General features: G+C 46.3%; 16 protein-coding genes. 4 read left to right on the forward strand and 12 right to left on the reverse strand.

The features are described 5' to 3' along the window. Positions 1-58 precede the first annotated feature (58 nt). From fumC to MKX40_RS17125, 4 genes are all read right to left on the reverse strand, one after another. Complete coding sequence (gene fumC, locus MKX40_RS17110; RefSeq protein ID WP_074095411.1) at positions 59-1,447, reverse strand: class II fumarate hydratase; 1,389 nt, start codon at positions 1,445-1,447, stop codon at positions 59-61. 131 nt (positions 1,448-1,578) lie between these two features. Continuing rightward, positions 1,579-2,589: an aldose 1-epimerase gene (locus MKX40_RS17115; protein WP_339234323.1), complete on the reverse strand. Its 1,011-nt coding sequence runs from the start codon at positions 2,587-2,589 to the stop codon at positions 1,579-1,581. 179 nt (positions 2,590-2,768) lie between these two features. After that, a complete protein-coding gene (locus MKX40_RS17120; RefSeq protein WP_339234325.1) occupies positions 2,769-3,578 on the reverse strand; it encodes an MBL fold metallo-hydrolase in 810 nt (269 codons plus the stop codon). Between the two features lie 180 nt (positions 3,579-3,758). Then, complete coding sequence (locus MKX40_RS17125) at positions 3,759-4,025, reverse strand: hypothetical protein (RefSeq protein WP_339234326.1); 267 nt, start codon at positions 4,023-4,025, stop codon at positions 3,759-3,761. 239 nt (positions 4,026-4,264) lie between these two features. On the opposite strand from MKX40_RS17125, the gene MKX40_RS17130 reads away from it, so the two are divergent. The 4 genes from MKX40_RS17130 (at position 4,265) to MKX40_RS17145 (ending at position 8,581) form a co-directional block, all read left to right on the forward strand. After that, positions 4,265-5,497 carry an aminopeptidase gene (locus MKX40_RS17130; RefSeq protein WP_339234328.1) on the forward strand — a complete coding sequence of 411 codons (1,233 nt, stop codon included), beginning with the start codon at positions 4,265-4,267 and terminating at the stop codon, positions 5,495-5,497. An 87-nt stretch (positions 5,498-5,584) separates the two neighbouring features. Further along, positions 5,585-6,817 (forward strand): aminopeptidase, encoded by a 1,233-nt coding sequence (locus MKX40_RS17135; protein WP_339234330.1) that lies wholly within the window; start codon positions 5,585-5,587, stop codon positions 6,815-6,817. 242 nt (positions 6,818-7,059) lie between these two features. After that, positions 7,060-7,650: a sigma-70 family RNA polymerase sigma factor gene (locus MKX40_RS17140; RefSeq protein ID WP_339234332.1), complete on the forward strand. Its 591-nt coding sequence runs from the start codon at positions 7,060-7,062 to the stop codon at positions 7,648-7,650. Further along, entirely contained in the window at positions 7,628-8,581 is a 954-nt protein-coding gene (locus MKX40_RS17145) for a hypothetical protein (RefSeq protein WP_339234333.1), read from the forward strand. The genes MKX40_RS17140 and MKX40_RS17145 overlap by 23 nt, the downstream gene beginning before the upstream one ends. Positions 8,582-8,583: 2 nt before the next feature. On the opposite strand, the gene MKX40_RS17150 is transcribed toward MKX40_RS17145, so the two are convergent. The 8 genes from MKX40_RS17150 to MKX40_RS17185 all read right to left on the reverse strand — a co-directional run bounded on the left by MKX40_RS17150 (position 8,584) and on the right by MKX40_RS17185 (position 17,189). Beyond that, positions 8,584-9,096, reverse strand: coding sequence for a hypothetical protein (locus MKX40_RS17150; protein ID WP_339234334.1), 513 nt, complete (start codon positions 9,094-9,096; stop codon positions 8,584-8,586). Between the two features lie 282 nt (positions 9,097-9,378). Then, on the reverse strand, positions 9,379-10,695 hold the full coding sequence (locus MKX40_RS17155; RefSeq protein WP_339234336.1) for a hemolysin family protein: 1,317 nt from the start codon (positions 10,693-10,695) through the stop codon (positions 9,379-9,381). A 372-nt stretch (positions 10,696-11,067) separates the two neighbouring features. After that, positions 11,068-12,651 (reverse strand): sigma-70 family RNA polymerase sigma factor, encoded by a 1,584-nt coding sequence (locus MKX40_RS17160; protein WP_339234338.1) that lies wholly within the window; start codon positions 12,649-12,651, stop codon positions 11,068-11,070. A 214-nt stretch (positions 12,652-12,865) separates the two neighbouring features. Further along, positions 12,866-13,267 (reverse strand): spore coat protein GerQ, encoded by a 402-nt coding sequence (gerQ, locus tag MKX40_RS17165; protein ID WP_339243111.1) that lies wholly within the window; start codon positions 13,265-13,267, stop codon positions 12,866-12,868. A gap of 159 nt (positions 13,268-13,426) precedes the next feature. Continuing rightward, on the reverse strand, positions 13,427-13,849 hold the full coding sequence (locus tag MKX40_RS17170) for a cell wall hydrolase (RefSeq protein WP_278294688.1): 423 nt from the start codon (positions 13,847-13,849) through the stop codon (positions 13,427-13,429). A 160-nt stretch (positions 13,850-14,009) separates the two neighbouring features. Further along, the gene (locus MKX40_RS17175; RefSeq protein WP_339234341.1) at positions 14,010-15,695 is read right to left on the reverse strand and encodes a hypothetical protein; all 1,686 of its coding nucleotides are present in this window, start codon (positions 15,693-15,695) and stop codon (positions 14,010-14,012) included. Between the two features lie 204 nt (positions 15,696-15,899). Next, on the reverse strand, positions 15,900-16,649 hold the full coding sequence (locus MKX40_RS17180; protein WP_339234343.1) for a glucose 1-dehydrogenase: 750 nt from the start codon (positions 16,647-16,649) through the stop codon (positions 15,900-15,902). Positions 16,650-16,796: 147 nt separating this feature from the next. Further along, complete coding sequence (locus MKX40_RS17185; protein ID WP_339234346.1) at positions 16,797-17,189, reverse strand: DUF2500 domain-containing protein; 393 nt, start codon at positions 17,187-17,189, stop codon at positions 16,797-16,799. Positions 17,190-17,398: the final 209 nt, after the last annotated feature.

Here is a 17,398-nt window from a genome sequence, read left to right on the forward strand (position 1 = left end):
CGACCTGCTTGTGCAGGTCGCCCTCTTCATTGATCTATATTGTTCATTTGGTCTGATTTTAGGCCTTTGGAGCGATCATTTTGGCTGGATCGACATATTGATCAAATTGCTCTTCGGTAAGCAGGCCTGTTTGTAACGTCGCCTGTTTCAAAGACAAGCCTTCTTTATGCGCAAGCTTCGCAATTTTGGCTGCATTCTCATATCCAATATGCGGGTTGAGGGCTGTAACCAGCATGAGCGAATTGTTCAGATTATGTTCAATCTGATCCAGGTTAGGCTCAATGCCTACGGCACACTTGTCATTAAACGCAATAATGGAGTCCGCCAGCAGTTGCACGGATTGCAAGAAGTTATAGATGATAACCGGTTTGAATACATTCAGTTCAAAATTACCCTGACTTGCCGCGAAACCAATCGCTGCATCATTACCCATGACCTGCGTAACCACCATAGTGATGGCCTCGCTTTGAGTTGGGTTGACTTTACCCGGCATAATGGAACTGCCTGGCTCATTCTCAGGAATACGGATCTCGCCCAATCCACTGCGGGGGCCACTGGCCAACCAGCGAACATCATTGGCAATTTTCATCAAATCAGCTGCAAGCGCTTTAACGGCACCGTGCGCATATACAACTTCATCATGACTTGTAAGGGCGTGGAATTTGTTTGGTGCAGATACAAAATCTTTCCCCGTATGTTTACCAATCTCCTTGGCAGTGAAGTCCCCAAAGTCCGGATGAGCATTGATGCCCGTTCCGACAGCTGTACCACCGATCGCAAGCTCCTTCAGGTACTGTACACTTTCACGGATCATACGCTCACTCTTGCCCAGCATGGCTTCCCAACCACTGATCTCCTGGCCAAGCGTAATTGGTGTTGCGTCCTGAAGGTGAGTACGTCCAATCTTGATAATATCTTTGAATGCCTCCGACTTGTCTGCAAAAGTCGCTTTTAATACCGCAATGGCCGGCAAGAGTTGATCCTCAACAGCTAGAACACCTGCGACATGCAGAGCCGTTGGGAATGTATCGTTGGAGCTCTGGGACATGTTCACGTCATCATTTGGATGCAGACGCTCTTCTTTTCCCTTTTGCTCCAGCAGTTGGTTCCCCAGATTGGCAATCACTTCGTTCACGTTCATATTGGATTGCGTTCCGCTACCAGTCTGCCACACGACCAGTGGGAAATGGTCATCGATACGACCTGCAATAATCTCGTCTGCTGCATAAGCGATGGCATCGGACTTAGCGGCAGATAATTTACCTAATTTATGGTTACTGGCCGCAGCACTTTTTTTCAAAATGGCAAGGGCACGGATAACTTCCATCGGCATATGTTCGCTGCCAATCGGGAAATTCTCCTTGCTGCGCTGCGTCTGAGCTCCCCACAGCCTGTCGGCTGGTACTTTCATTTCGCCTAACGTATCTCTCTCAATGCGGTATTCCACTTGCTTGTCCTCCTCCAAAAAGATGGTTTGGGTCTCTACAAAGCGTGTGTATCTCGTCATATTATACATGATTTACGAGCAGGTTTTCACCTTTCGACAAAATTGTAAGCGTAGCGCAAAACGAATATCAATTATTTTTGTGCCGCAATTGGATACAATCGGCTGCTCTGTTCGAATAGTTCACCTGGTTCCAGACCGACCAATCCGATTTCTTCTGCCGGGATGCCTTCAACATTAGGAGCGTTAACCAGGTTCATCTGTGGTTCAGGACAGAAGAATTCGCCACCCATGTTATTATTCCAGATCATCCAGTGCTTGTAGGAAGTACCTACATCATAGACCAGTTTGTCTCCAGTACGGTGGTCCGTGAGCTCCATATAGTTACGACCATTTTGCGGTTCTGCAGTGTAATGATTATCCATGGCAGCAAAGAACGGACTAACTCCGTCTTTCTTCAATTGTTCTTCCTCAGGTGTAAGCGGTTGAAATTGTCCTGTTGGCAGAGAACGCTCATTCAATTCACGTCGTTGTCCAATCGTAACTTTGGCCGTGTAATCCGAGGATTGACTATCCGGTGCAAAAGGAACAGCAATTGCCGTGTGGAATGCAAACAGATTAGGCATGTATTCTTGCCCGTTATTACGAACAATTAATTGTTGCTGAAGCCCTTGGCTGCTCAAAGAGTAACGAAGCGTCACGGTGAACGTAAACGGCAGGTACTGATGGAATGTATGTCCTTCTTTCACGTCCTGGCTAAGCAGTACATAGCTTTCCAACTGATCAGAACCATATCCTTCGACCTTCCACTCCGCATCATGCAAAAATCCATGTAAATGGTTACCTGTAGCCGGTTCGTTCACAGGCAACTGATAGACTTGACCATTCCAAGGGAAACGTCCATCCTCATAACGATTCGGCGGAGATAGAATCGGAATTCCATAGACCGCTGGTGCAGCCATAAACTCATCCATCTGATCCTGATTCGGCTCTCTTAAGTAACGGAAACCCTTTTCTGTATCACGGAAAGCAACGAGGTTGGCACCCACGCTTGGAATAACAGCCGCTTCAAACTGATTAAAACGAAGCCAAATGGCCGGTATCCCTCCAAATTGTTCTTCAAATGCTGCATTTTGTTGTGTCATCGTTATATGTACCTCCTGCATACTAAGGTTATATTATACGGCTCGACTATATCATGCCCGAGCACAAAATACCAATCTATGAAAGAGAACAAATTCATGATAGAAAAACAAAAAAGACAGGAAAAAGACAGCTGCAATCCCCTGCGGCTGTCTCTGCATACTTTCATATGTTCGTTGAATTAATCCACATATTTGCCGTGATCCGGCACAGTGCTTTCTTCAAAGTCCATATCAAGCCTCTTCAGGGATTCTCTCAGCATATCTCCGCTCAAGGCATGCCCATGCCCGGTAATCGCAAGTTTCGGCTCCAGATGCCTTATATGCTGGACCGATTGATGAGCAGCCTGCCAATCGGTTGTAAAATAGGAAGGCGGGCCATGCAACTGTTTGTCCTGAAGCAACACACTCCACAGCGATTCCTGCTTCACTGTAATGATTGCGTCTCCCGCAATTAACAGACGGTCCGCTTCACGAAACAGTGACACATGTCCAGGTGTATGACCTGGCGTGTGCACCCACTCCCATCCTGCTAAGCCTGGAACAGTGTGATCTTTGGGTAGACTGAATATCCGATCATCCAGATTGATTGCCTCATTGGGATACGCGAATGACAACCTGGACATTAAACCTCCACCTACAGAAGGGTCCGCTGGCGGGTAATCTTTCAATCCCGTTAAATACGGAATTTCAAGCGGATGAGCATATACGGGCACACCCCAGAATTGTTCCAGTTCAATAACGGTTCCTACATGGTCGAAGTGACCGTGTGTCAAAATGATCGCAGACGGCGGACCTTGAAATCGTTCTGTTGCAATCTGAACAATATGATCTGTGAACCTCGCCATTCCGGTGTCCACGAGGACCCAGTTCCTGCTTCCTGGCTCTCCGATGAACACGACATTAACGAATAGTGTACGTAAACTGAGAATATCGGGCGCGACTTCTTCAAGTCCCGTCAACCCTTCTGTAATCAGATTGTCAGATGCCATTCACGGTTACCTCCCATTTGGCGGATTATTTCTCTGGTTCCATTCATCTCGTAGACTTCCCTTTTCTGGATCATCTATTCAACATTTCCAATAAAATAGACGGTATACACCCTGTTTCGGGCATACACCGTCTAGTATAGTCATCGACACGACACAATAGAACAAGAACATCTCGGCCAGTTAAGCCGGATATGCCTCCAAAGCAGCATCGAGCAATTGATTGTACAGATCATCATCATTCTCCAGTAACTCGTCCATACGCAATAGCTCTTCTTCATCACCGGATTGCTCCGTGAAATGCAAACTGTAGTCCCAATCTTTTCCGTTCTTGCTCATGAAGGTAATCTCATATACTGACTTTTCGCCTTCTGTACGGAAAACAGTATTCCCTACGAAACTTTTTTCATCTTCACGGCGCATTTCAGCACTTATAATTTCAATATTCACAATCATTCTCTCCTTTAATCTTTCATCTACAGCCGGTCTCCAACATTTCTGGTAAACCTAGTTTGGTAATTATTATTGGTTAATTGTACAATATATAACGTAGCAACGTATACCTTATTCAATGAAGGAACCATTTGAGTCCTTACATAGTTGTAATGAGGACTATAATACGTGTTTGACCAACATCTATAATCGCCAACAAGCTACGATATTATTATCACATTGGAGGAAAAAATAGCATGAATAATTTCGAAACGAATCTGCAGCAGTATGCTGAACTGGCTGTACAAGTCGGTGTCAATATCCATCCTGGACAGACACTTGTGGTTAACGCACCAATCTCGGCAGCACATTTTGTACGACTGATTGTCAAAGCAGCTTACGGTAAAGGTGCCAAATTGGTTAAAGTAAACTGGAGCGACGAAACGGTTACACGTCTACATTACGATCTTGCACCTGATGAAGCCTTCTCCATTGAACCGAAATGGTTTGCAGCTGAAATGACTGAACTCGTTGAAGAAGGAGCAGCTGTACTGCACGTCATTGCTGAGAACCCGGATCTGCTGAACGGTGTAGCTCAGGAACGCATTATTACGAGTCAAAAAGTGCGCGGTAAAGCGCTCGAAAAATATCGTTCATATCAGATGGCTGACAAATTCAGCTGGTCTATTGTAGCCGTTCCTTCTCCGGAATGGGCAGCTAAAGTATTCCCGGACCTGCCGGAAGCACAGCAAGTGGACCGCTTGTGGGATGTTATTTTCAAAACCGTACGGATCGGTGAACAGGATGCTGTTGCCGAATGGAAAACCCATTTGCAAAATCTCGATTCCCGCGCTGACCTGCTGAACAACAAAAAATACAAGAAGCTTCACTATACAGCGCCAGGCACAGACTTGACCATTGAACTTCCAGAAGGTCATATCTGGGTATCCGGTGGAAGTGTGAATGAGCAAGGACATGTCTTTATTGCCAATATGCCTACCGAAGAAGTATTCACAGCTCCCCTGAAAACCGGTGTTAACGGTACCGTTCGCAGCACGAAACCACTGAGCTACGGCGGTAATCTGATTGACGGATTCTCCCTGACATTTGAGAATGGTCGAATTGTAGATTATACCGCTGAGCAGGGACTAGACGCACTGAAAAACCTGATCGAGATGGATGAAGGCGCACACTATCTGGGTGAAGTTGCTCTTGTTCCTCATCAGTCACCGATTTCGGATACGAATATTCTGTTCTACAATACGTTGTTTGATGAGAATGCGTCCAATCATTTGGCGATCGGTAATGCCTATGCCTTCTGTCTGGAAGGTGGTAAAACGATGTCCAAAGAAGAGTTGATTGAACGTGGCATGAACTCCAGTCTCACTCATGTGGACTTCATGATTGGATCTGGAGAAATGAACATCCACGGTGTAACCTCCGAAGGTGCGGAAGATCCGATCTTCCTGCAAGGAAACTGGGCTGTTTAATCGCTTTGATGTATTAGGAGAGAGGGGATCACTCCTCTCTTTTCCTGCGTCAACAGGTCACTAATTCAACAATTGGAGGTAACTCATATGTTAAGTTTTGAACAAAAACTGGATCGTTACGCTGAACTGGCTGTAAGAGTAGGCGCAAACGTGCAGCCAGGACAAGTATTTGTCATTAGTGCAATGATTGATACCGCTGAATTCGTACGCTTGCTTGTGCGTAAGGGATACGAGGCCGGTGCCAAGCAGGTTATTGTAAAATACAGTGATGAAACGGTGAATCGATTGCGGTTTGAGATGGCCCCAGAGGAATCCTTCCAAGAGCCGCCGAAGTGGCATGCATCGGAGCTTGAAGAACTGGCGGCCAATAATGCAGCCTTCCTGACCGTATTGTCATCCAGCCCGGATCTGATGAAAGGTATTGATCCTGCGCGGATCTCGGCCCATCAGCGTACATTTGGTCAGGCGATGGCCAAGTACCGACAGTATCAACAAGCGGATAAAATGAGCTGGACGGGTGTGGCTTGTCCTTCTCCCGCTTGGGCAGCCAAAGTATTCCCGGATCTTCCGGCAACGGAGCAGGTTAACCAGCTGTGGGAAGCCATTTTTGCTGCGGTGAGAGCCGACCTGGAGGACCCTGTAGCGGCCTGGGAAGAGCATATTGAACGACTGGAAACCAAGGCTGTGGCACTCAATAACAAAAAGTATCATGCACTTCATTTCCTCTCCCCCGGGACGGATCTTACAGTCGAGCTTCCAGAAGGCCATATTTGGGCGCAGGCGGGTAGCGTAAATGAGCAAGGCATCCCTTTTGTTGCCAATATCCCGACAGAGGAAGTATTCACCGCTCCATCCAAGCATGGCGTTAATGGTAAGGTGTCCAGCACCAAACCACTCAGCTACGGTGGCAGTATCATTGATCGTTTTTCACTCACATTCGAGAACGGACGCATCGTTGATTTTCATGCTGAAGAAGGTCAGGACACACTGGAAAGACTCATTTCGATGGATGAAGGATCACATTACCTCGGCGAAATCGCTTTGGTTCCCTTTCATTCACCGATCTCTGAGAGTGGCATCTTGTATTACACGACATTGTATGATGAGAATGCGTCCTGCCACCTTGCGATTGGCAGTTCCTATGCATTCAATATCGAAGGTGGCAAAACGATGTCTCCCGAAGAACTTGCTGCTCGCGGCATGAATTCCAGCATTACTCATGTGGACTTCATGATGGGCTCGCCCGAGACGGATATCTACGGTATTACGGCAAACGGTGAACGTGAAGCCATCTTCCTTAAAGGAGATTGGGCATTTTAACTGATTACGGAAAAGTGCTCGAAAGAAACATTCTCTTTTCGGTCATAAGGCTGTCTTGCAACCATGTGGTCATGGTTGCAAGACAGCCTCTTTATTAATTTTCAGCAAACTGTCCGGAGGCTGCACATGCTCTCTTCTTCTGGTTTTTCTCGGACCAACCTCCCATTGTATCGTTTCCATATTATGTTGTAAAATGTAATGATACCAATGTTTGTGGATTGTTCACCAGAAAGGAGAACATCATGGCCAATCGGCTCCAGTTACTACTCGCCTCAGATTTCCATAATTTAGGCTCTGCACTTCAGGAAGAAGTGTATTATGAATATTATAATATGGTACATGGTCTTATCGTTTATATCATCAAGGAGCGTGCTGCAGCAGAAGATATTATTCAGGAAGCTTTTATCAAAATTATTAAAAACAAACCCATTTTCGAAGACGAGGTCAAACTGAAAGCCTGGCTCAAGGTCGTCACACGGAACACCGCTATTAATTATCTGAGAAAAAATAAAAATAACCGTAACCAATTGGATACGGATAGTGTTTTTATAGATATGGAGACGATGAATCAGACAGCAGCTTCCGTGGAAAGTATGGTAGAAACGCAGATGATGGAAGAGTCCATTGAATATTATCTCGGACAGCTCAAACCGGAATACCGTGTACTGGTGGAGTTACGGTGGAAAAAAGGTCTCTCCTACCGAGAGATGGCCGAACTGCTGGATACCTCCGAAGAGATTGTGAAGCAACGCTTGTTCAGAGCCCGCGGCAGTATCAAGAAGAAATTACATAAGGAATGGGGTGGAAGCATTGAGCAAAGGCAAGTCCGATAAGCATGTGGAGCAATTCGATCCCGAGCTGGAAGACGAATATTTCGACGCTGCGTTTGAAATGGCTTTTGATGAGGCTTTCCATCAAGCTGTCTCTGCCCCTTCCGCCTCCCATACCGAATCCATGCAGCAATCCTGGCAGAAGGTACAACGGGAAATTAACAGAATCGGTTTACGTAAAAAAAGAATACGTACCTTGCGACTTTCAGTTGTCGTAGCTGCATCCGTGACCATCGGGGCGGTTATTTTCAGCCTGCCATCCGGTACGCAAGCGGTATCCCCATTCGTGCAATCCATCAAGGATTGGGGCAACGGCATGAAATCCATTATCATCGAAGATCGCACGACCCATCTGGGGGCTGATCCGTCAACCGCCAAAACGCCTCCACCACCGGAAACATCATTGGAAGATATTCTTAGAGTACAAGAAGAAGAGGCTCTTAATACACCTTCGTATGAGTTATCGCGCCACGTGCTTCGTCCAGTGCTTGTTACGGAAGAGATTGCACGTGAAGGGTTCATGGGTGACTTTCTGTTATCCAAGGCCATTCCGGAGCGATTCAATAAGGTCAAATTCGAACTTGTGCTTGATACAGAAAACCCTGTGAATCCAGACGATTATTATGAGTCCACCCAAATGAGAGTTCAATATACCAGTGAAGGCAAGAGCATAGAAGATGAGATTATCCAGTTTGATTATGTTTATGTCATGCCTGGGGAGAAAATTGAAGGGGCCATGCTTCGTGATATGAGCACCGTTAAGCTGGCAGACGGTACGGAAGCACTAATGTATATCGGCCCACCCTATAACTCCTTTCAGTGGATGATGGGCTCGAACAATATGAGTCTGTTTGGCACCCTTTCAGAAGAAGAAATGACTGCGATTGCCAACGATTTTCAAGAGCAGAAGTTTCCTGGCAGTACCCGCCGATAATATCAAAACAACACGGTGCCAGAGACATGTTTGCTTGTATCCGTAGTACTTCCATCATACGCTGTATGAATACTGGTAACGCGATAATAATATCCTGGCATAACGGTCCAATCCGATGAGGCATTGAGTAAGTTTGTATTCATTTCATTGTTGGAACCAGCTTTGAAAGTCACCCATGCTGTTCCTGTCCAACGCTCAAGCCGATAATCTACGGAAAGTGTCTTCATTGCTGTATAGGTCGTAGTCTTGGTATTCACGATGGCCGACAGTCCTCCACCAGGGATGACTGCACCGACCGCTTGATAGATATGTCCCCGTTCGCGAGTGTTAGCGAGCGAATGGATGGATGGTTCTGGCGGCGGTGGAGCTGTAAGTGCACCAGAGGACACCTTCATAATCGGGCTTGCAACGGCTGGTTCAGACGTAGGAATAACCAGAAGTGTTGGCACCATGAACAAGGCAACAAGGGTTATTTTTAGTATAGATACTGCACTCTTATTATTCATCTTCCGCATATTGATCCATCCTCCGCTTCTATACTTCATTTTGTGTAAGGGTATAAACGGACGAATCAGGTGACAGGTTTCAAAAAAAATTAGACGCTCCGATTCTATGTCGGCAGCGTCTTTTGTTTTTTTATACATTTTCAAATATGGTGAAACCTAAATTATTCCATCCCGTATGTATTCAGTAATGTAAGTATTGTTGTTCACACCCCAGGAATCATGAGCATGCAAAGAAGCCGTACGATGACCATTCGTCACCATACAGCTTCATTTGTTCGAATTTCGATCTGGCTAAGCGCCTTCTTCTTCAACCAACAGTTCCAGCTTAATCACATTCACTCGGGAAATCCGCTTATGCTCTGTCTCTTGAATGACAAATACATAACCTCCATACTCAACCGATTGACCGACCTCAGGTGGAATGGCATCCACTCTGGAGTATAGCCAACCTCCGATGGTATCGTAATCGGCACGGTCCATCTCCAGTCCGAATCGTTCACTGACTTCTTCAATCAGCATCATGCCATCAATGGAGTATTCCATCTCATCCACTTGCTCAATGGCAGGACGCTCCTGGTCGAATTCATCCTGAATCTCGCCTACGATCTCTTCCATGATATCTTCAAGTGTGACAAGCCCGGAGGTTCCCCCGTATTCATCAATCAGAATCGCAATCTGCGTTTTGCTACGCTGCATACGCTTAAGCAGATCACTGATCAGGGTGGTATCTGGCACAGCCAGGATAGGCCGGATCACGGAGATGGTATCCGTAAGTTGGGATCGCATCAGATCCTTAATGTGAATAAAGCCGATAATATGATCCTTGTCTCCGTTATATACCGGATACCTTGTTCGCATACTCTCACTGGCAATCTCCAGATTTTCCAGCATGGACTGATTGGCATTCAGACAGATCATTTCCGTCCGCGGAATCATAATTTCACGGGCGGTTGTATCCGTAAAATCAAATATATTATCAACAAGTGCTAATTCAGTATTATCAATTAAACCGCTCTTATTGCTTTCTTTCATGAGAATACGTAATTCATCTTCACTATGCGCGTCGTCCATCTCGGAAGCGGGTGCCATTCGGAAAAGTCTCAACAAGCCATTAGCCATACCGTTTAGTGCCCATATGAATGGATACATTAACTTGTAGAAGAACGTTAGCAAGGCTGCAGACCACAGCGTGATCGTTTCAGACTTTCGAATCGCCATCGTCTTGGGAGCTAGTTCCCCCAGTACAATATGCAGGATTGTAATAATTACAAATGCAATGGCAATAGAGATTCCATGAACGTAGACGGGTCCTAGTCCAAATGCGGTAAACATGGGCTCTAACAAGTGTGCAATTGCGGGTTCTCCCAACCATCCAAGTCCCAGTGAAGCGAGCGTTATACCTAATTGGCAAGCTGATAGATATGCATCCATATTACGTATGATATTGGAAGCATATATTGCATTTTTGTTGCCTGTTTCCACCAAAGTCTCGATCCGGCTTCCACGAACTTTCACCATCGCGAATTCCGCCGACACAAAGAAACCATTCATCAATACAAGTAAACCAATTAATACTAAATTTAAAATACTCGGTAAGGGGTCACTCAAATTTTCATCCTATTCGCCGTCATTCTTCGGCAAATAGGTCCACCTCCTTCGAAAATGTAGGATATTAGCCATTCTGCCGTTCATATGCAATTTCAACTTCCCAATGCTTCCACCTCCACCTTGTTCTGTCGAATAACAAAGATATGCTTCTTTTATTATATAATTCTACACTACACAGTCAATCCGTGTCCTATGACAACGAAATGGCACAATCGCCTTTTTTCTTTAACAAAAGTAATGATTACGCTGTTTTTTTTAACATTTCACATACAATCATCTAACCAAACCAAAGAGAGCACCCTCGCTCATGCTTCCGCATGGCTGGATACTCTCTTTTACAATACTGTTCTTTCCCCAGATTCTATCCACTAATTACGATGTAGACTCAATCTCCACTACAGTCTCAGAGGCAGGATTCCAGCGCCAGCTGGGCTGTTTCCCACTTGCATTATGCAATCCACCGATCCAGAATTCATCCTGTTTCAGCAGTGCCCAATCGACTTCTCCATTCAATACCTGAATTCCGAGTTCCGTTAGCGACAGGACTCCATCCCGGAATGTTTCATCATGCTGCTTGAAATTAGGGAAAGTTGTTGCTCCAATCATATGAAGCAGAGCATGAGGGCCTTCTGTCATCCGCCTCAGATGTGCCCAGTATTCAAGATCACCCATCCCAAGAATATGCAGCTTCTCCCCTACCTCGCGAAACAAAGGATATGGACGATCTACTCCCGCTCTAACGGTCTCCAGGGTCGTCTGTTCAATGACTCCAAGACCATTGGATACCGACGGTACACGGGACAAATGCGCCTTAAAGGCAGCTTTTGCGAAGGGTAGCGCAGAAGTATCTGCCTGTAAATAATCCAGATGATTCCGTATATCCGTTGACGTATAGGCTTCCCAGAACTGTGCACCTGCTTGTAGCTCCTTTTTCTCAATCAGATGCCAACTCCCGGACAACCGTTCGATCTGCGAGGAAGTAAGCTGACCCAATCCCCTAAAGTGCTCAATCTCTGGATACGAGTCAATACAGAGCAGGTTCAGCTTCGTATTCTGGAGCGCTTGTCCGTTGAAATAATGTAACAGGTAAGATAACATCGTCTGGTCATAGAGATCGTATTCAAACCATAAGACAATCTCCTTATATTGTTGAAACGAATGCAACTTGCGTTCAAGTTCCTCAATCTGCAAGTATTCCGTCTGTGGAATGCCCAATTGCCGTTCCAATACGGATGCCCGATTCTTCCGCTCTTCTGCGTCTCCCATATCTTGGACTACCGGTCCAAACGTATATAATTCTCTCCATACGAGGATATCCCCCTCAATTCCACTCTCTCTTAAACGATTGGCAGCGTGGTCCCCATTCATAATGTGTAACAATCCTTTTCCTCCTTCATATAAATCATTGAACATCGAGGCAAGATCTCTCACAGGCATAGAGCGCTTGAGTTTGGATCGGGCATCGAACAGTCTTTTCTTTAATGCAGGTACGTTGACTCCGAGGAAATCCGATATTTCCTTGAGCGAGTATCCTTCCAAATAAAACAGTTCAACAGCTATCCGCATCGATGATGGAAGTATTGCAATAGAATCACGCAGCGTACGATTCATTTCGTTTTGCACCGCTTGTTTTTCCGGATTATGCGCCTGATCCTCTTCCTGGAAAACATGCTCCAACTCCTGAACGGGAATCATGGTATGCTGCTTGCGTCGTAGCCAGCGATAACATTGCCTCTCTACGATTACCTTGAACCACCCCGGGAAGGCCTCTGGGTCCTCCAGTTTGGACAGATTGCCAAAGGCCTCCGTAAAGGCCTCCTGCACAACATCTTCTGCCCAGAATGGTTCCCCCAGCCGGTGATGGGCTACAGTAAGAGCCATTCCGCGATATTGCGCCATCAGTTGCGCATAAGCTTCGGGTTCGCCCTTCATTGCTCCTTCAATCCATGACTTCAATGCTATGGACTCCCTTCATATAGGCATGTTGCTTGTTCTGTTCATATATAAGTGCCATCTTTTTATCAAAAGGTTACGTCTGACTCAATTATTTTTGTAACGATTTCGCTTAAATGCTTATGTAAAAAGCCGTCCCGTCCGCGGATCATCTCCACATTCGGGACAGCATAATATATCAGGATGTGTTAGACATATCCAATCAATTGAAACCGAGTTAGAATCTGCTTGGAGCTTGTGGGTAATTGCCTACCACGCCCGGATATTGATACAACAATGGCTCATCAAATGTAGCATAGTCGAAATTGACCATCAACAACATGATCCGTCTACCAGTCTTCGGGTCGCTGATAATAATATGGTCACGGCCCGCTGCCTCAATAATACCTTGGAATATGCGAGCATTCCATTCTTTGTTGCCTTCATATGTCATGTAGAACGTGCCGTACTTCCCAAGATTCAGACGCAGAATATTTTCAATGTACGATTGCTCAAATTGAGGAGCCGTTGTCGTAACCACAGCACCCGAGGGAGTCATTGGACTTCCGCTGGATACGAGTGGCGGTACACTAGTTGAGCTAGGGGATACCATTCCTGGCGTTGGTGACATGCTAGGCATGCCGTTACCAATTTTGTAAGATGTACCTTGAACCTGAGAGTTGGCTTGTTGACCCAACACAGAATTCGCTTGCTGGCCCAATACGGAATTCGCTTGCTGACCCATAGTTTGAGTCGTAGGTTGATACGGTTGATTAATCATAGTGATTCCTCCCCAAATTTAATAGACTTCCGGACAGTCGTCGCCTGTCGGACTGAAGAAACAATGTGCTTTGAAACGTCCTGTATTTTGCTGGTTATACCACGTATCCGGACAGTCGCCCACAGGTCGGAAAAACCACAATGAATTGCTGGCTGGCCAAAACCGTTCTCCATTAATTACACGTTGTGCCAGACGAATCTCGGATTGTCTCGCCCGTTGGTAAAAGTAACCCTTCTGTGTTGACTCGAAGCCTCCGGGGTTCTGAAATACCATGCGGTTGATGTCACGAATATCTTTGAAGTCCAGACAATCCACCAGCACCCGGTTCACACCTACATTACCTACAAGCAGCATGCCTTGTTCGCCGTCACCTTCAGCCTCCGCCCTCAGCAGCCTAGCCAGCAGCTTGACGTCCTCTGAGTTGGCTTTAATAACAGCCATAGTCTGTTTCCTCCTTTGTTTCAGCTGTTCATCACCGTACATCGTATTGTGCAGGAGCCCATTCGGTGACACGATTCCATCCTTTTTCCATAAAAAAAAGCCCGGAACCCCACCCAAGGTGAAGTCCCGAAGCAATTCGTTTCTTATAATACTCGCCGGTTTAAGGCTTGGCTTCAATCCAATAATCATAGGCATGTACAATGTTGCCTTGGTAAGCCTGATGCTCGGCCAGCAGATCCGGAAGCTTGGCGAGCTGAAGTTCCATTTCCGCCGCCCCTTTCTCATAAAAAGAAATATGCTGACCTTCATGGTTCTGCTTCATTTCTACCGAAATCATTAACCTTTTGCCCAGACGATCTGCAATCTCCATCTCCTGACTCACAACAGCAGCAATGCCATTGGACCCTTCTGCCTGATTACGGAATGCCATCATCGACACATGATCAAGTGTATCGATCATAAACTCTGTCACAGACATGTCTTTTCCCGGCAACGGGAAGGTATCCAGCCATACAGCAAGGTCTGCACTTGTTTCGAGATCACTGTCCTTCTTCGTTTCTTCCTGGAAAAATGTAATGTTGGCTGCCCATTCGGTCAACAGGGTGTCCCGATTATTCTCCCATTCCGGCAAAGTGTAAGGTTCAATATCCAGATGGATACCTTCAAATCGTTCATCCGGCTCGGATTCCGCATTATAGTTTTTCACATAATCAATCAGGCGCTGAATGCGTGGACGGTTTTCCTTTTTGCCCCAGATCGGATGTCCGCCCATGGCATGGATTTCAATGCCCTGTGCATTGGCCCGTTTTACAAAACTGCGGTAACTCGAATACGGTTGATCCAGATCTAACCGAACATACAACCAGTTAATATTTTGCGCTCTGGCAAACTCTAGTATGTGCTCTCCCCCGTCATTCGTCACCTGAGAGGCCTCCCAGATATACGTCCCCCGAATCTCGGGCTGATTGGCTGGAATCTCCGGTAATGGCAGTTCTGACGGCTCCAGTTGTCCCCAGTATACGATGTCATGTACAGCAGAACCGGCGTATGAAGTATGTTCACTGAATGCGGAGGCAACTTCTTCAATAACGCTTTCCAGCTGCGCTGCACCTTTACCGGCAAAAGTCGTGAATTCCTCGCCAGGCATTGGTTTGGTGTTCAACCCAACCGTGACACTCACATTGCTGGCGTCGGCCCAGTTCATTTCCTGTTCAATTAAACGTATGATACCGTTGTTTCCTTGTGCGTTATCACGGTAAGCGAGTAAAGTGACATGATCCACTTGTTCGATGAACCAACGTGACAATGGTTCGTTATCTGCATCCTCCGAAACTCTATTCCCTGTGATAGTATAGGAATCCAGCCAAAATGGCAGGTCCATATTCACGGCAACCGCGCCATTCTGTCTCACTTGCTCAAATAACAGATTCATATTGGCCACCCAGGATTGTACCAGTGGCTTAGCATCTTCTTGCCAAGCTGATAACACATAGGGCTTGATATCCAGATGTATGGCATCAAATTGCTCGTTGGGCTCAGCAGCCTGATTGTAGTCACTTACCCAGGACGCTAATCTGAGCATGGGGCCTTCACGGCCACTGACTGCCCAGGATGGATCGCCTCCTAGCGCTTCAACCGCGATATCTGCACGGCTGGCTTTGGCTATAAACGTCTGGTATACCTCCTTGGACAGCGTCATGTCTACATTTACGTATAGCCTGTTTATCTTATGTCTAGCTGCATTGGCCAACAGCTCATCTCCGTTGCTAACAGACTGTGCCTGCCATACCCAGGCCGCCCGTATATCCGCGCCGTCAGCTTCAGCAGGTGACTCATTCCCTATCATTATCATCCCTCCGATCAGCAGTAACAGCCAAAATACCTTCCGGGATTGTTTCCCGAACATATACTCCCTCCATTCCTCTACGGTTGTAAAATCACATTTATTATAGCAACCGAGTTATCAAAAACAAATAAGCCCAAGTGCTTAACTTGGGCTTATTACTCTTAAGTTGGTATAGTGGCGGGCTCGCCCGGATCGATCCCGGTTCTAGTCCTCATATATCATTTTTCGGGTCATGCCTCCATCAATAATGAGGTTGGTCCCTGTGACAAAGGTATTGCTTGGATCAGATAAATATAGACAAGCACGGGAGATATCCGAAGGAACACCCACTCGACCGGATGGATGCTGTTCATGATCCTCCTTCTTCAATTTCTCCACGTCACCCGTTTCAATCCATCCCGGACTGATACAATTGACCCGAATTTGGTCTTTACCCAGTGAGACCGCCAGCGCATGCGTGAGAGCTACTATCGCTCCTTTGGATGCGGCATAAGCTTCGGTATCCGGCTCAGACATCAGTGCACGTGTAGAAGCCATGTTGATAATGGCACCCCCGTGCTCATTGCTTTTCATATGTTTGGCTGCTTCCCGACTTGCCAAAAAGCAACTTCTCACATTCGTATTGAGTACATCGTCCCATTCTTCCAGCGTTAGCTCATAGGGGGACTTCCATTTGGCGAGTCCTGCATTATTCACCAACACATCAATTTGATTGAACTCTTCCACGGTTGTGCGAAAAAGGTTCGTAATGTCCCGCTCACTCCGAACATCACATTGGACAAAAATGGCTTCTCCACCTTCATTACGAATGGAAGCCGCAGCTGCCGCACCCTCCGCTTCCTGGTAGTCAGCAAGTACAACTTTGGCACCGGCGACCGCGTAAGCCTCAGCCACACTCCGTCCAATTCCCTGTGCCGCACCGGTTACAACAACAACCTGGTCTGTAAATGACATGTTCATTGCCTCCTCTATGGTAATGATCCTTTGATCATAATCTCAGTATGCCTCTTCTTATATAAATACACGTTAAAGCCATTAAGAAACGCTTGTCCAGCAAATAATCAAAAAAAGCTCACGCCATCCTGGCGCAAGCTGCTTAGTTTAACCCCGTAGGCGTTCGGAATACACACGATTATATCGCTCGAAGCCTACATAACGCGTTCCTTTGAACGAGAGCCGTCCTTCGTCTCCCTCAGCACACAAACCATACTCTTCGCCATTAACTTTGAATTCGAGTCGATCTCCACTCTCCACTTCAAAGGTGACGTAGTATAACGTTCGTGCTGTACTGCCTGGTTCAGATTGCGTCTGGCTCAACTTCATCCGTCTGCTGGTGATTCGTGAAGGCACGGTCAACAGCGGCTCCGAGTTGTTGCGTCCCCACCTCCATACCTCTTTTCCCATCGACAGAAGGACTATACCTATAATCAGAACAAATACAACCGGAAAGACGGTTCCAAACAAATCAAACATCCAGGATGATTCAATGCCCATGTCTCTCCCTCCGTTCATACAACTTAGGACAGCCGGAGTCTTGACCCGTCTCCTGTAATGTATATGCGGACGGACACGGAACTTGTTAACCCGATTAAATATTTGAACAATTAAATCAAAGAAGGAGTAAATGAATAGGTATGCTTCATTGAATAACTCTTGTCCTCTACCTGCTACCGAAACAGGGCTAATATTATTTTTTGGTCTTC

The organism is Paenibacillus sp. FSL R5-0517 (genome assembly GCF_037974355.1).
Classification (GTDB): Bacteria; Bacillota; Bacilli; order Paenibacillales; family Paenibacillaceae; genus Paenibacillus.

What these genes read in the sequence shown, in the direction of transcription:
- gerQ (WP_339243111.1), bottom strand. Translation starts at nt 13,267, where the DNA reads ATGCCTAGCATGTCACCAACGCCAGGAATGGTATCCCCTAGCTCAACT.
- MKX40_RS17140 (WP_339234332.1), top strand. Translation starts at nt 7,060, where the DNA reads ATGGCCAATCGGCTCCAGTTACTACTCGCCTCAGATTTCCATAATTTA.
- MKX40_RS17175 (WP_339234341.1), bottom strand. Translation starts at nt 15,695, where the DNA reads ATGATAGGGAATGAGTCACCTGCTGAAGCTGACGGCGCGGATATACGG.
- MKX40_RS17150 (WP_339234334.1), bottom strand. Translation starts at nt 9,096, where the DNA reads ATGCGGAAGATGAATAATAAGAGTGCAGTATCTATACTAAAAATAACC.
- MKX40_RS17130 (WP_339234328.1), top strand. Translation starts at nt 4,265, where the DNA reads ATGAATAATTTCGAAACGAATCTGCAGCAGTATGCTGAACTGGCTGTA.
- MKX40_RS17180 (WP_339234343.1), bottom strand. Translation starts at nt 16,649, where the DNA reads ATGTCATTTACAGACCAGGTTGTTGTTGTAACCGGTGCGGCACAGGGA.
- MKX40_RS17170 (WP_278294688.1), bottom strand. Translation starts at nt 13,849, where the DNA reads ATGGCTGTTATTAAAGCCAACTCAGAGGACGTCAAGCTGCTGGCTAGG.
- MKX40_RS17115 (WP_339234323.1), bottom strand. Translation starts at nt 2,589, where the DNA reads ATGACACAACAAAATGCAGCATTTGAAGAACAATTTGGAGGGATACCG.
- MKX40_RS17135 (WP_339234330.1), top strand. Translation starts at nt 5,585, where the DNA reads ATGTTAAGTTTTGAACAAAAACTGGATCGTTACGCTGAACTGGCTGTA.
- MKX40_RS17120 (WP_339234325.1), bottom strand. Translation starts at nt 3,578, where the DNA reads ATGGCATCTGACAATCTGATTACAGAAGGGTTGACGGGACTTGAAGAA.
- MKX40_RS17185 (WP_339234346.1), bottom strand. Translation starts at nt 17,189, where the DNA reads ATGGGCATTGAATCATCCTGGATGTTTGATTTGTTTGGAACCGTCTTT.